At 44.1% G+C, this 15,686-nt stretch carries 8 protein-coding genes; 2 read left to right on the top strand and 6 right to left on the bottom strand.

All coding sequences use genetic code 11. The annotated features are described in order from the left end of the window. Positions 1 to 9 precede the first annotated feature (9 nt). Both QUA53_RS00040 and QUA53_RS00035 read right to left on the bottom strand, forming a co-directional pair. Positions 10 to 783, bottom strand: coding sequence for an RNA polymerase sigma factor SigF (locus tag QUA53_RS00040; RefSeq protein WP_333094166.1), 774 nt, complete (start codon positions 781 to 783; stop codon positions 10 to 12). Positions 784 to 1,246: 463 nt separating this feature from the next. Next, a complete protein-coding gene (locus QUA53_RS00035; protein WP_333094165.1) occupies positions 1,247 to 2,089 on the bottom strand; it encodes a photosystem II manganese-stabilizing polypeptide in 843 nt (280 codons plus the stop codon). Between the two features lie 401 nt (positions 2,090 to 2,490). On the opposite strand from QUA53_RS00035, the gene QUA53_RS00030 reads away from it, so the two are divergent. Beyond that, positions 2,491 to 2,853, top strand: coding sequence for a hypothetical protein (locus QUA53_RS00030; protein ID WP_333069282.1), 363 nt, complete (start codon positions 2,491 to 2,493; stop codon positions 2,851 to 2,853). A gap of 67 nt (positions 2,854 to 2,920) precedes the next feature. Here the strand turns inward: QUA53_RS00030 and QUA53_RS00025 are convergent, their stop codons facing one another. The 3 genes from QUA53_RS00025 to QUA53_RS00015 form a co-directional block, all read right to left on the bottom strand. Next, positions 2,921 to 4,603, bottom strand: a complete 1,683-nt coding sequence (locus tag QUA53_RS00025) for a calcium-binding protein (protein ID WP_333094164.1) — start codon at positions 4,601 to 4,603, stop codon at positions 2,921 to 2,923. Between the two features lie 588 nt (positions 4,604 to 5,191). Further along, positions 5,192 to 11,020, bottom strand: coding sequence for an AAA family ATPase (locus tag QUA53_RS00020; RefSeq protein WP_333094163.1), 5,829 nt, complete (start codon positions 11,018 to 11,020; stop codon positions 5,192 to 5,194). 167 nt (positions 11,021 to 11,187) lie between these two features. After that, positions 11,188 to 12,174 carry an AEC family transporter gene (locus QUA53_RS00015; RefSeq protein ID WP_333094162.1) on the bottom strand — a complete coding sequence of 329 codons (987 nt, stop codon included), beginning with the start codon at positions 12,172 to 12,174 and terminating at the stop codon, positions 11,188 to 11,190. A 212-nt stretch (positions 12,175 to 12,386) separates the two neighbouring features. Here QUA53_RS00015 and QUA53_RS00010 point away from each other — a divergent pair, with 212 nt between their 5' ends. Further along, entirely contained in the window at positions 12,387 to 14,918 is a 2,532-nt protein-coding gene (locus tag QUA53_RS00010) for a vWA domain-containing protein (RefSeq protein ID WP_333094161.1), read from the top strand. Between the two features lie 50 nt (positions 14,919 to 14,968). Here the strand turns inward: QUA53_RS00010 and QUA53_RS00005 are convergent, their stop codons facing one another. Further along, positions 14,969 to 15,604: a HEPN domain-containing protein gene (locus tag QUA53_RS00005; RefSeq protein ID WP_333094159.1), complete on the bottom strand. Its 636-nt coding sequence runs from the start codon at positions 15,602 to 15,604 to the stop codon at positions 14,969 to 14,971. Positions 15,605 to 15,686: the final 82 nt, after the last annotated feature.

Here is a 15,686-nt window from a genome sequence, read left to right as displayed (position 1 = left end):
GACTGCTGACTAAAGCTGTTTCGTCATGATTTCTTTCAGCAAATCCAGCCCCTTCTTAACTCGCCGAGAAACAGTCACCGCACTGATACCCAACCGTTCAGCCGTTTCTTTCTGCGTCAAATCGTAGAGAAACACAAACTCCAATATCTCGCGAGTACGTTGTTCCAACATAGCCAAAGCTTGCTGTACGCGAATTTGATCCTCTTGCGCCAACTGAAAACTCCGATACTTGCTATCGGGAACCAATTCTCCCAGACAAGTCGCCCCCTCATCTTCATCTTGCATCGGCGCGTCCAAACTCAGAGGCGATCGGTTGAGATGGGCCAACTTAATTTCTTGCCATTCTTGCACAGAAACCTCAAGGACTGCTGCTACTTCAGCATCCGTAGGTTTGCGGTTTAACTGCACCTGCAAATCTTTGATTGCTGCGACTGATTTGCGTTCGAGGGACTGCCAATGGCGGGGAAATCGCACAGAAGGGCTTTTGTCCCGCAAGTAGTGTTGAATTTCACCCCGTATGTAGGGAATTGCAAAGGAACTAAAAGCGTGTCCCTTGGCGATATCAAACCGCTCGATCGCCCTGATCAACCCAATACACCCGACTTGCAGCAAATCGTCGTAGCTTTCACCGCACTGGTTTATCCAGTGATAAACTTCTTTTCTCACCAGCCCGATATTCAGTTTAACTAACTGATTGCGGGTTTCATTCGATCCCGAAAGTTGATACTCGCGCAACAATTGCAAATTTTCGCTTTTTAGCTCGTTCGGCACTGTGGTAGACATGGTGGCATAAGGGTGGGTAGAGCAGAGGACTGAGCTTGCTTTAGATCTAGTTTCCAATCTAGTCTAAAAAAATTCACTTTTAGGTAGTGTAATCCTAGCACTTAATAGGTGTGATAGCGGACACACCTGTTTAAATTTCGGAAGGTGCTGGGATTTAGCTGGATTATCCGAAAGTTTTTCGACAGAAGGCAGAACTTGATCCGGCAGAAGACCTTCGGCACAAGCCAGAATTTAACCGGAATTTTTTAAAAGTAAATGACAATTTTAAGGCTGTTTTAATACAATACTTTAATTAATTAAAAATGCCAAATAAATAACTTGGTATTCATGCAAATTAAATCATAAATTTAGTCATTAGTCAACAGTCCTAAGTTATGTTGCTCAAGACTGTTGGCTAATGAAGGGTGAGCAGTAGCTCTAGGGCAAAAAACTGCTCAAGTTCGATCGATCCTGAAACCCAATTTTATGACACAGAAGGCTCAATGCGAGCATAAAACAAACCCCGAATTTTCACGTCCAGAGCGGGTCTAGCTCCCAAATCAGTATCAGAAGGCTGCGTACTCTCAAAAATCCCGCCAATTTCGCCAGTGCCGCTGTTAACTTTAGCAACTTGGAGAGAAATTTTGCCCGCCTTGGCGCGAGTGTCAGCCACCTTAACATTAGCCCGCACGCGTTTGGAATTGTCACTAGCCGGAAGCGCCACAGCATTGTCGTAGCCAGTCGCTACCCCGCGAGCTTTAGGGTCTAAAAAGCCTGCGCTGCGGTAAGAAGGAACGTTAAACTCCCCTCGCAAATCGGTGGAAGTATTGATAGCAACCACTCCCGGTTCGGAACTGGCCACTAGCTGTTTAATGGTAAACAAGAAAGGTACTTGCTCTCCGCCCGGTAACTGAATCGTAATAGCTTGAAAATCCAAGCCGTCTTCTTCTGTGAAAGTCAGAGTACCGTCAGTATCGACCTTGAGCGTACCTTGAACTTGGTCAATGCTCGACGTGAACCGTGTCAGCAATTTACCAGGCACAAATTCCGCTTCTTGGCGTTTGTTTGCTGGTTCTTCCTTCACAAAATAAGTTGTAGGCTGCAAACACAAACCAGTCAGTTTATAGGTGGCGCCCGCTTCGATGGGGATCGATCCCCGAGAAGTTTCTGCCAAGCTAGGGCAGTTATTAGCCAAGCCAGTACCTCTAATCTGGTCGTAGGTGAGCAACTCGGTAGTCGCCACCGTCGTGTCAGGAGCAGAAGAACAAGCAACCAGCGCACTCATGCAAAATGCTAAAAGTGCAACAATTAAAGCACGATATTTCATTGCAAACCTCAATATCCAACATCGGATTATATTAAGAAAAAGCCCTACTTCGAGCAAAATATAATTGCCCGCCGGCAGGCTAGGCCAGCGCTTCGGGCAGCATTTAGATCCTGATCCCTCGCTTCACCGACACCGGCATTGACTCAAACAATCAAGCTAGTGCGGCGTGAAAATAAGCAAGAACTTATGATTTCTCAATCATGTTCCGATCGCAGCCCAATACACATGGTACGACGGGTGGTGCTCTTTTCCTGACTTGGACTGCAAATTAATATTGCTTAAGTCAACCTACTTAAGTTACTTTGCTTATGACCCCGAATGGCGATCGCGACTAGCTCGATTAGTCGGTTGACCAAAAGGCTGGGGACAAAGGCCTTGTAGATTTCAAAGGAAGCAGCGGTATGGACAACGGCAAAGATTTAGAGTCAGAAAATTTGCAGTCTCAAATGCAATCAGTGACAGAGGCGATTCGGACTTTAGCCGAAAATTGTCAGGGAGACAGCCTGCTGCTTTTGGCCCTGCTGCGGACACTGGAAGCTTCGCACCGGGAAATTCGCGACGGTTTGTTTCAAGCGTCTTTTCCCGACAACCGCCAAGCACTTTACAAACTGCTCAGGAATATTGAAGCCAATGGCGGCTGGCCTTACATCCACCGCATGAAACTTCGATCGCTCTTGGGGTACACCCAACAATTATCTCCCCTAGAAGATTCTCCGGCCGAGTCGCCAGAAGACTCGGCCGAAACTCCCCAGGATGTTAAATAGTTTTGAGTGATGAGTTTAGTGAGTTTTACATTAACTCATCACTCATCAGCGAGCTGCGCGATCGCACCTAGAACCCGAAAGGTGTAGGAACAGGTGTAGGAAAAGGTATCGGGTTCGGCACCGCCGTCGGGAATATCGGCGTCTGACCCGGCATTGGCAATAGTCTGGGAGTCGGGGGAATCGAACTAATTGATAGCAGAGGCGAATCAGGCACGCTAACTGTCGGCGGAGTTGGAATCCTCGAAGCAGTCGGAGTCGGGGTCGGTGCTGCTGTCGGCGTCGGGGTCGGTGCTGCTGTCGGCGTCGGAGTCGGTGCTGCTGTCGGCGTCGGAGTCGGTGCTGCTGTCGGAGTTGGAGTTGGCGTCGGAGTTGGAGTTGGCGTCGGTGCTGCTGTCGGAGTCGGAGTTGGAGTCGGCGTCGGAGTCGGCGTCGGAGTCGGAGTCGGCGTCGGAGTCGGAGTCGGCGTCGGAGTCGGAGTTGGAGTCGGAGTCGGAGTTGGAGTCGGAGTCGGAGTCGGCGTCTCAGTCGGAGTTGGAGTTAGAGTTGGATCTGTAGTTGTGCTGGTAACTGTAGTTGTAGTTGTAGTTGTAATGGTGGTTGGTCTGGGGGTAACTGTCCCAGTCACAGCGATAAAATCATTCGCCTCGATCAGAGCGGCCGGAGTGTCTGTCAAAATTGCTAAAAGCTTGCCATCGAGCGTCGTAATTACTGTATCCCTGACATTGGCACCGTTACCTTGGCGAACTTGCAGTTGAGCGAAAGATAAATTGCTCGGCAGTCCAAAGAAATCCTCCGTGTCATTGTAATCAGTAATTAAAGCCAAACTGCCAGGCCCGGCTCCCAATCCAAAGACATCGCTGCCGCTGCCGCCAATCAGAGTATCCGAACCCTCACCTCCGATCAGAGAATCATTACCCTCTGCCCCTAATAAATTGTCATTGCCGAAACCTCCCAAAATGGTATCGTCGCCGATACCTCCAGCCAAGGAGTCATCGCCAAAACCGCCGTCTATACCATCATTACCTTTGCCGCCAAACAGGAAGTCATTACCTTCATCTCCCAGTACCGAGTCGTCGCCTTCATCGCCGCGAAGGGTATCGGAACCGCTGCCGCCAAAAGCTGTATCGTCAGCCTTCCCACCGAATATCTGGTCATTACCAGCATCTCCGAAGAGCGAATCGTTGTCGGCATTGCCGTACAAAGTGTCGTCGCCGTCGCTGGCGGTCAAATAATCGTTGCCCTCAGCGCCCAACATTTGATCCCTACCACTGCCACCGTTGAGAGAATCGTTCCCAAAATTCCCGTAGAGAAAGTCATCATCAGCATTCCCGAACACGGAATCGTCGCCGTCATTCCCTGTGAGGGTGTCGTTGCCAGTACCCCCGGCAATCACATCAGAGCCTCCGTTGCCAAAAACTAAGTCGTCCCCAGCGTCTCCCACCACGCTGTCTATCCCGTCGTTGCCTTCGAGGATGTCGTTGCCCAAACCGCCGCGAATCGAGTCGTCGCCGTTCCCGCCGGAAGCAAAATCGCGCCCTTGGTTGCCAATGAGTTCGTCATTTCCTTCACCGCCAAGCAACGAATCTGCTCCGTCCGCTCCAAGAAGCTGGTCGTTGCCGCCGTCGCCCTCTAGGGTGTCATCTCCTCCCGCACCCAGGGGCGTGTCATCGCCATCTAAGGCGCGAATTCGATCGCCCAGCGGAGTTCCTAGAATAAAGTCGTTGCTGTCTGTGCCGATCAGGTTTGCCATACGGGATACACCGGTCCTCAATAAAATAAATTGTTTGAAATTATGTTAATCGCCTTCGTGACAAGGGATTGCTGCTTGCCTAGGTTAGCATAATTGAGATTTTGGCAATCTGCCGAAGGGGCGCTGGAAGTTTTGCTCGTGTCTGCAGTTGCGATCGGGGCTGGTATAATGCTCGATCGGCAATCTAATTTCGTTATTATGGATTTTTTTAAATAGAAATTAGTCGAGCGGACTCAAGAAAGTCAATCGATTTTAGATTTTATATTTTAGATTAAAGAATTGAAGCATTGACCCCACGGATAAATTCGGAGGCTGGTTTTTCGATACAGATTTTTTATTTTTTCGTCCTGAGTCTGCGAAGGAATGAATCCGGGGGCTTGTATCCTGGATTCTCTCGGTCAAACTCGACCAAGGAAATAAGCAAGAAGGAAAAAGGAATAACTTTTGTCATTCTTCCTCCTCAAACTTTTACTTCAGATACCAGTTTAAAAAAATGCAACTGTAGGTCCGACTTCCCCATCATTAAATCATCTTTCCTTGCCAGTTATTCAGTCTCAAATCTCCAATAATGAAGAATATCTTCTACTTTTATTCAGTAATAGGTAACACTATCTCAAATTCACTTCCTTCCCCCAATGTAGAATTAACGTGAATTGCACCGCCATGTTTTTCGACAACGATAGACTTAGCGATCGCCAATCCCAATCCCGTTCCTTTCCCGACTGCTTTGGTTGTAAATAACTGGTCAAATATCTTTTCTTTGACCGATTCATTCATGCCACTACCATTATCGGCAATGGCAATTTTTACTAACTGATTTTCCACCGATGTTTGAATGATAATTCGATTGGGATGAGCCTTGATTTCTGTTATAGTTCGCCCGGCATTGGATTCGTCCAAAGCATCGATCGCATTAGCTATAATATTCATAAATACTTGATTTATTTGTCCCGGCAAACACTCGACCATCGGTAAATCTCCATAGTTGGTAATCACTTCAATGGCAGGACGTTTGTGATTAGCTTTGAGGCGATGTTTGAGAATTAAAAGCGTACTATCAATGCCTTCATGAATGTTGAAAGGAACTTTATAATCTCGATCCGCACGCGAGAAAGTGCAGAGGCTGGTACTGATATTTTTCAGCCTTTCACAGGCCATAGACATGGAATCCATTATCTTAGGTAAGTCTTCCAAGGTATATTCCAGATCGATTTCTTCGGCATGGTCGATAATTGGCTCGCTCTGGTTGGGGAAAGTTTCTTGATAGAGTTGCAAGTGTTCGAGCAACTCGGCAATCGTAGGTTTAGTTTCTTGGAGACTGGCAGCAATAAAGCCAAGGGGGTTATTCATTTCATGCGCCACACCAGCTACTAAATTACCTAAAGCCGACATTTTCTCACTTTGGACGATTTGTAATTGGGCGTTTTGCAAGTTGTGTAATGCTTGTTCTAATTCCACTGATTTTTGCTCGAAGGCAAGTTCTGCAATTTTGCGATCGCTAATATCCATCATCACGCCATCCCAGACGATCGAGCCGTCGGCCTGCCGTTCCGGTCGTGATGCCGCCTGCACCCATTTCACAGTGCCAGAGGTCGTAATAATGCGCCATTCCTGCTCAAAAGGCGTGAGAGTCTCGGCAGAATGGATGAACGCCTCAGTCAGAGATCGGCGATCGTCTGGATGCTCGAGCATCCGAAAATTTGTGATGCCTGCCAAGAAATCTTGGGGTGACACTTCATATAGAGCGGCGCAGCCTGGACTAACGTAGGGAATTGAAACAGAACCATCAGGAGCCAGGCAAATCTGGTAAATTATGCCAGGAAGATTATCCACTAGCTTTTGAAAGCGGGCTTTGCTGGCACGCAGTTCTACTAGCATTTGTTGGGCTTGTTCGTAAAGTCGGGCATTTTCTAGGGAAATTGCGACTTGAGCGCAAAGTAGATTCAGGAGTTCGACGCGATCGCTCGTAAATGCTCCTATTGCTAAACTATTTTCCAGATATAAAATGCCCATCAACTTGCCTTGATGCAAAATCGGACTGCACAAGATACTCTTCGGCTGCTGGCGCATGATATACGGATCGTTGGCTAAAGTAGGATCTGCTGTCGCATTCACCAGCACAACAGCCTGATTGTTGTGCTTAACTTTGTAAATTAGCTTTAGGGGAATTTCCTGACTCTCCTCAATAGGAATCCTCTGCAACACAACTGGGTTTCTTCCCTTGTTAATTGAGCCTTTAATTAGCAAGCGCTCGTCTCGTAGCAGTGTTAATACGCATTTATCTGCCCCCGCATTTTCGATGACAATGGAAAGCAACGATGAAAGCAGTTTGGACAGTTCGATTTCGCTGGAGATAGCTTGGGAAGCTTTGAGAATGGTAGCTAAATCTAAAGCCACAGAGGCACTGCTGCTAGAAGTAGCCGAACTGGTGGATGTAACAGTCCCCAAGGCGAAGATAGTTTCGTTAGTGGAAAGAGTACAACGAGTTTGCTGTAATACGGGAGCAAGTAATTGGGGATAGCGTTTGTCTAAATCAGCGACTTTGGCTTTTGCACCCCAACGAGCATAGCCATAGTAAGCTTCAATCGCGTATTCTTGAGCGATGCGCTGTTTATTCCATTGTAAGTAAAACTTTCCTGCTAGTTCGTTGGCGAGGGCTTCTTCGTTGATGAATTGATGTTCTCTAGCAAGATTTATGGCTCGGTCATAACACTCACTGGCTGCGACTTTTTCACCCAAAACTCGATGGCGTTCGGCTTCAACTAAATACCATTTATGCAAGTGGTTCATCGTGGCATAGTGCGCCCACTGGTGCAGAATCGTTTGATGGGTGGCAGCAACAGCAAGCAGTTCGGCTTGCTCCGGTTCTGGTTGGGTAGGGAAGAGTGCTAGATAAGTTAGCGCGGCATAAAAATGGAAAATAGGAACAAAAATCGATCCCGATACTGCCATTAAACACGGTTTCGCTTGGTCGATATAGTTGCGTGCATCTGCATAATTACCAAAGTAGTAAGCAAGCAGCAGTTTGTAGATGTAAGCTTGCGCCATCGCTGTTAAATCATTATCCTGCTGGTGCTTAGTTAGCATCAACGTTTCATTATATGAATTGCCGATCAAGCAATATGGTTGACTGACTAATTCAATCAAGTTTTCTGCTGCTTGTTTGCCTAAATTTACATATACTCGAGCAGATTCTTGTTTCACCTGAGCCAATGCCACACTATAATCAGCCATGTCTTGAATAAAACTATTCAGTTCTTCACCGCTAAAAAACCTGCCATTACTGTGACCACCGAGAGCAAAACCAGCGTGTAAAAAATCTCCAGTTTCTATGCCAGCATAGTAAGCTGCTTTCAGAGTCGGGATTGTGGCACCCAAGCGCTCTTGGTAATGTTGAATAAAGCAACCAAATAGAGACATAACACCGGATTTAATTTTTTTTATATTAAGTTTTTCCAGTAAATTTAGAGCCAATTTACCAAAAGCATAGCCTGCGGAAGGATCTTCCAAGAAAGCACACAATACCATGCCGTGAATACCGTACCCAGTTGTTGATGCCACGGTATTGCCGGATCGAAGAGATAAATTCACCATCATCGAACTCAGTAAGGGCAATAAACCGGGCATTCCTTGGATAATGGGTGAAAACAACATTGCCATCAATTCCATTGCGGCTCGATCGGTAGGATCGGTCATTAATGGCAGATTTATCAAGTCTTCAATTTTTCTACCTTCGAGTTGGGTAGCAAGGCTTTGTAGCATTATGCTAGTCTTAGCTGGATCGGGTTCTGTAGGCAGTTCAAGCCCCAATTGCTCTAATGCTTTTCTGCCAATAGCGATCGCCTCCAACACATTACTTTGTACAACTTGCGCTGCAATTTGAATTTCGTAAATTTTGATTTTGTCTAAAATCGTTTGAGCCGAGCGCAACATAATTGTTGCTATCTGTTCCATCCCCTCAAAGTCACTATTCAAATAACTAGCTTCAGCCGCAGCAATATGGAGGTTTAAAGCTAATTCATACTGACTTTGCCAACAGTGTATTTGTAGTAGATCGATGCCTGTTTGAAAATATGTTATTGCTGCCGCGTATGCTATAGAATTTCTCGCCTTACCTCCAGCTTTTAAATTTAGTTGAGCTAACATTTCTTGTTCTCTCGGTTCAGTAATTAACTTAATTCCTTTATTCAAATGCTCGACAATATCAAACAGTTTGTCCTCTTGTTCTATTTGTGATAAATTTTTGCGAAGTAATTGTCCGATTTTGAGATGAGTTGCTTGTTTTTGAGAATCGGGAATCAGCGAATAAGCCGCTTGCTGTACTCGGTCATGTAAAAATTTATATCGTGCGAATTGTTTAGTGGTATTTCCCTTCTCTAGCGTTAATTTATCGCCATCATTTTCTTGATAAAATTTATAAACATCACTAATAGGTAAAATTAATCCTTCTTGTAAAGTTTTCCACAACTCAGCAGCAGTTTCTATCTCGGACTGTTCCGAAACAATTGCCAAAATCGCTAGATCGAACTGATTACCAACACAAGCGGCTAATTTTAATACATTTTGAGTCGATCGCGGCAATTTTTGTAATTGCAATGCTATAAAGGATACAACATCATCTGTAAGCACCTGCTGGTTAACTTGGGTAATATCGCATTGCCAGCAGCCTGATTCAAAATTGAAGTGAATGAGATTGTCTTGATGTAATGCTTTAAGAAACTGAGTAACAAATAAGGGATTTCCTTTGGTTCTTTGATAAATCAGTTGAAAAATATTACCTGCCCACTTTTTTGAGCATTTCAGGGTGTCAGCAACTAAGTGATTCACTGTGACTTGACTCAATGGTACTAAAGTAATCGTATTAATCGTTGCTTGTTTTTTTTGTATCTCGCCCAAAGTCAACATCAATGGATGTCCGGGGTTGACTTCATTATCGCGGTATGCACCAATTAATAACAGATATCCCGTATCAGCCATGAGGAGCTGCATTAAGTTCAGCGATGCCAAATCTGCCCATTGTAAATCATCTAAAAACATCACTAAGGGATGTGAGGCATTGGTAAAGACTTGGATAAATTTTTGAAACAATAAATTAAATCTATTTTGTGCTGGTGTTCCCGATAATTCTGGAGCTGGTGGTTGTTGACCGATAATTATTTCTAGTTCGGGGATGACTTCAATAACAACTTGTCCGCTGTCACCGAGGGCTTCTAAAATCTTAGTTTTCCATTGTTTGATTTGGGCATCGCTTTCACTTACCAATTGCCCCATTAAATCCCGAAAGGCTTGCACGAAGGCACTTAAAGGAATGTTACGCTGAAATTGATCGTATTTGCCTTTGATAAAATAACCGCGTTGGCGCACGATCGGTTTATGCACTTCGTTAACTACTGCTGTTTTACCAATCCCAGAAAAGCCAGCTACCAGCATCATTTCTGTTGCGCCTTGACTAACTCGCTCAAATGCTTGCAGCAGTATTGATACTTCAGCTTCTCGTCCGTAAAGTTTTTCGGGAATGAGGAAGCGATCGCTCACATCTCTTTGCCCAATTTCAAAACTCTGAATTTCCCCAGTTTCTTTAAGCCGATCTAAACATTTTTCTAGATCGGTTTTCAGTCCTAAAGCACTTTGATAGCGGTCTTCCGCATTTTTTGCCATCAATTTGCTGACAATCTCTGAAAGTACATATGGAATTTGTGGGTTGATTTCGTGTACTAAGGGTGCTACTTCGGCGATATGGCAATGTACTAACTCCATCGGGTCATTTGATTGAAATGGCAACTCTCCTGTCAGTAATTCGTAGAAGGTGACACCAACTGAATAAAAATCAGTCCGGTAGTCAATTCCCCGGTTCATTCTGCCAGTTTGTTCGGGAGAAATGTAAGCAAGTGTCCCTTCTAAAACATTAGGATTAAGCAGGGTTTGGGTTTCTCGTGGCAATAAAGATGCAATACTAAAGTCGATTAATTTGATTTGTTTGGTTTGCGGGTTAATTAAAATGTTGCTGGGTTTGAGGTCTTTGTGAATGATGCGTTCTCGGTAGAGAATATTTAAGGTGTGGCATAGTGCGATCGCCATTTGTAAAAACTCGCTTAAATTGAGTAGAGTTTCCCCTTGTTGAGTCCATTCTTTGAGCGAAATTCCCCCGAAGTCTTCCATTACCAGCGCATAGCTGTTTTGGTAGGCTTCTAAGCTGTATGTTTGGATGATTCCGGGCAAGTTGAGGTTTTTGGCGATCGTATATTGATTCCGAAATTGCACGAGTTCGCTAAAGGTGGGATACTCGCTATGCAAGACTTTAATCGCGACGGGCACTTTGTCCTGAATACGGAAAGCTCGATAAACTTGGGTGCGAGTTCCTGAGTAAATGCGCTCGAGCGTTTGATAACCTCTCAATGTAAAATTTTGAGTTTTCATATTTTTATTATCGGCCTCATGGGCGGGCTGTTTGTAGCTTAACAGAAGAAAAGATAGTTTCCAACTCCTGTGATATTTAAGTATCATTAATATGATCTAAATCGCTGGCAATTGTGATTTAGGTCACGCCAAATTTCCTTTTTTAAAATAAACCAATCCACTTTTATTTAAAAATTAAATAGCCTCATCCATATTGGAATAGTGAATAATAAACTAACGCAGCCGAGGCCGATCGCAGTTACGGCTAATTCGCGATCGAGATTGAAAGCTTCTGCCAGCAATGTAGTACCAAAAGCAGGAGGCATTGCCATTTGCAGCACTAGCACAAGTCGGGGCGCGCCCGTGATCCCAAAAAATGTTAATCCCGTTCCAATTACCAAGGGAATAAACAACATTTTAATCCCCAGACAAGCCAAAACTTGTTTGAGGTTGTGCAAGGAATTCAACTTGCTCAACTGCATCCCGATCGTAATTAAAGATAAAGTAATTACAGTCCAAGCGCCTGTTGTTAACAATTCTGCGATAGGTACCGACAGTGGCAAGCTGCGCGAGACAAATCCTAAACCAAAAGCCCACAGTGCCGGATTCAGAAAAATTGCCCGCACCGGACCTAACCAACTCTGAGGGCGATCGCTTTTACCGCAGTGAGAAGCAATAGCAACTCCCAGTATATTGATTGCCATGGTAGTGCCTAGCAAGTCGTAAAACAACGCCCAGGCAAAGTGTTCCGAGCCTAATAAGGACAACGTGACGGGAATGCCTAAATAACCCGTATTACCCACCATCGTTGCCAATAAGAAGCTGCCTTGAGCGGGCAAACTCCAAGCAGTAGTGTGTTCCGGGCTATTTTGGGCGATCGGATTAAGAGTCTTAAAACGTTCCTCGCCGACACCGAAATTTATCAAAATCCAAGCGAGTCCTCCACCTGCTAGAATTGCCGCCCAAGCTATTAGCGGCGCCATCCAAATAGCGCCCGACAAATTGGCACGGCGGATAAAAGCAACAATGCTCAAGGGCGTGCCAAAGAAGAAAAGAAACTTGGCTAAATATGTAGAATAGCTTCTCGGTAGCAGGCGGCCGAGAAAAAATCCCAACGCCACCCATGCGATCAGATTTAGATAAAGTTTGAGCAGCGGATTTTCTAAATAAAGCATGATTTAGTAAATATTTACTAAATATTTACGCAGATCCACTACTTTTGCCAAAAAAGCCCACCTTTAGCCTACCGCCGCAGTTTTCCCTGGCAGCGCAGCCCTAAATATTAATGCTTATTCAGCCTCGCAGATAATTTTCTCGACAGGCCTTGACATCCACAGAAGCGCGTGTAATCATAAAGTTGAGGAATAAATCAACATAGGTCAAAACTATGGCACGGCAAGCAAAACAATCATCTCAAGCCAAAAGTTCCAGCAGCCAAGCAGCCTCGAATACTCGCACCAAATTTACCCTCTACAATTTTGCCGGAAACGCAAAGGCATTCTATCTAGTCGATCGCATTAATTTAGAAAGAAAGCCCGGCGATATCCCAGAAAAATCCGTCGCTCACAGCATCATCATCATCGACCGTTCCGGCTCAATGTATTATGACTTAGAACCGCTGAAAGAAACCCTAATCAAGCTTTTGACCTTAGACGAATACAACAATTACCAGCTAATTGTCAGCCTGATTTCCTATGCTAGCAATGGGGACGTAATTTGTCATTTCCAGCGAATTCCCATTCAAGAAGTGCTGAAGTTTGACTCTCAATATATCAAAGAAATTCAAAAAATCCACACGGCTGGCTGTACCTGCATATCGCAGTCGATGCAACTCGCTAAATCTCTGGTTAAAGCGGGAGAAATGACAGCGATCAATTTGCACACCGACGGCTATGCAAATGACCCCAGTGCCAATTCGGAAGCTGCAAAAATCGGGGAAATCTGCGAAGAACTCAAAGGCATGGATGTGTTTGCCAACACGATATCCTATGCCTGTGCTGATTTCAAACTTCTCTCCAAAATCGCCAACACATTATCGGGAAATTGCATCCGCGCTGGCGAAGTCAAAATGGTTTATGATGCTCTTTACGACAGCACAAAACTGTTAGGCAGTTCCGTTGCACCTCCGCTGGAAGAACCGTTAATTAAGGAATACGATTATCAAGTTTTTGTTTCCAAAAGTGGCAAGAAAATTAACGGTTCATCGAGCACGCTGAAAATCTGCGGGCTGAAAGCAGACGATCGGGGACTTTTTTACAAATATCAGAAAGTCGCGAAAGATGAGTATGACAAACTAGATGTTCCCGTTGCTCAAACTGATGAGTCGGTGTTTGCTTTTGCGAAAGCTAACCTCGCTGACGGCAATTTAAATACGGCTAAATATGCGCTGGCGAGCACCTTCGACGCTACTTTGACGGAAAAACACGTTAAAGCTTTGACAAATGCCCAAATAGCGGAGTTTACGGAAGATTTGGAACAGGCTGTTTTTGCGCCTGATGTGTTGAAAAATCATGAAATTGGCGATCGGGTAAAAGTCAGCGATAAAATTTCCCTGCTGGAGTTGATCGAGATATTCGAGGAAAACAGCAACAGCATCATCATCAACTTGAAACATTTGCAAGAAAATTATCAGCGAAAAGGTTTGAAGCGACTTGAGGGAAAGCGAGACGAAAACGGCAACCTTGTCAAGCCTTGGCTGAAAACTGAATTCTTAGATGGTGGCGAATACGTGCAAATGGGTTCATTTGCCATCAATCAAAATACCGCTACCATCAATATGCTGATTACCCGGAAAGCTAAGCTGGTAAAAGTTGAGGATGAAACTTTAATCGCAGAAGTGGCGGGAATTCTAGTTACCGACCTCAATACTTTCAACAATTATACCATTGTCAGCGACGGCGAAGTTAATATTAAGTCGCTGCGAACAAAAATCAGCAGCAAACCAGTGTTTGATTTGCTCAAAAAATGCGGTGTTCTTGAAAAAGACGGTTCGCCCGTGCAAGAATTTGACTTCCGTTCAGAGTACGATATTAAGTTAGAGACTTTGCCCCTCGTGCCTTTTGACGGGCGTTACGGCAGCCTTGACGGAGTGTTTGAGGAACTCGCAGAAATCAAAATTCTCTCTAGCATTCTCTCGGCTCATTTGAAGGAAGAATCCGAGGCTTACACTGCGGAACAATTGGAAGAATTGAAACAGCATTATCTGTCAAAAAACCTTTACATCAACTTTCCGACGACGACGGAATACACAGATTTAAAAAGTGCTATCGCCAACGGTTCAGTAGATTCGCGAGTCAGCTACAAAATCGACATCGGCAGCAAAAACATCCTCAACTTCGGCAAATTGCACTCTGCCAACAAATTTCTCGATCGCCTTTATGAAGTTTACCAAAAAAACACGGGCGAAAAGCTAGCAAAACCGACATTTGACATCACCTTAGATGAGCCTGTTGTCTTCGCACACAAAACGTTGTCATCCCGCACAAAAATTACCAAAGTTGACGACTTGATGAAACTGATTTTCGATGAGTTTTTGGGGTTGGAGAATAACGGAATTGTTAGCGTTACTTTAGCCAAAGTGGGTGCAGATAGTTTGCTGCGCCTTTTGCAAGCGAAATGGCAGGGAGAAGATGTCAAGCGAGAGGAGTTTGTCGCTGCTTTAGCTAATGCGAATGAGCGACTGGAAGCTTATGCTGAAAAAGTGTACAGGGAAAAAGTTTCACCGCTGGTTTTCTATATCGGTTCTACCGGACTTATCCCGGATGAAATGGAGGCAAAAGCGGCGACTGCTGAGGAAATTAATTCTAAATACGGCAACTTGCAATTTTATAAAGATGAGCAAGAGGGGATGTTTTTTGAAGTGGGAGACTGCATTATTAGCGTGTATGCTAAGAATGAGTATTTCACGGTAGGGAAGTAGGAATTAGGGAGGGCATTATTTGCCCACCTTGGTTAAATATGTGTGATTTATCAGAGGAGATGGCGTGAACGAGTCAACGCCTTAATCTTTGATGAATCAAGTCCTAGTGATTTTAGTAAACAAATTTCCAGAATGATTTTGAGCTTACGTATTAAATTTTCTAATTCATTACCAGATACTATATGTCTACTTTTTTTCTTCGACTTTGAATCAGAACTAGGATGAGTTAAAAAACCTCTTGTGTCTCTAACTTGTTTGATGAAATTTTCTTTGTCCTCATTTGAGATAAAAAAATTATCAGGTAAGCAACTAGAAAAATTATTTTCCGAATAGTATATTAAGTGAGAATAAGCATAACGCAATAAACTAGCATAATGCAATAAACTAGCATAACGCAATAAAGTACATGACATTGATTCTAGTGTCAATTTTAAAAAATATATTTTCCAGAATATACTTCCATCATCCAAAAAATCTTCTAGCCTTTCTTTTAAAGAGTATTCATTCCAATATTCTGTTTTTCTTAGTAAAGACTCATAATAAGCTTGATCGATATCATATTTTTTTAGTTCTGAAGAAAATGTCTCATTTAGCTTATTTTTAATTTTTTTGAATGTGTCCTCATCACAATAATTTCCTTCACAATAAATTCTATGAAACCCTTCAATTGCTTGAGCTAGATCCAAAAATAGGTAGTGCTTTTATGTAAAGGATAGAGGATAATAGCACTACCCCAATCTTTTGAGGAGTCTCATGATGAAACCCTAT

The sequence above is a fragment of the Microcoleus sp. Pol12B3 genome, from assembly GCF_036701355.1.
Lineage (GTDB): Bacteria > Cyanobacteriota > Cyanobacteriia > Cyanobacteriales > Microcoleaceae > Microcoleus.
The sequence above is the reverse complement of the archived record's forward strand: the minus strand, read 5'-3'. Positions and strand labels throughout refer to the sequence as shown.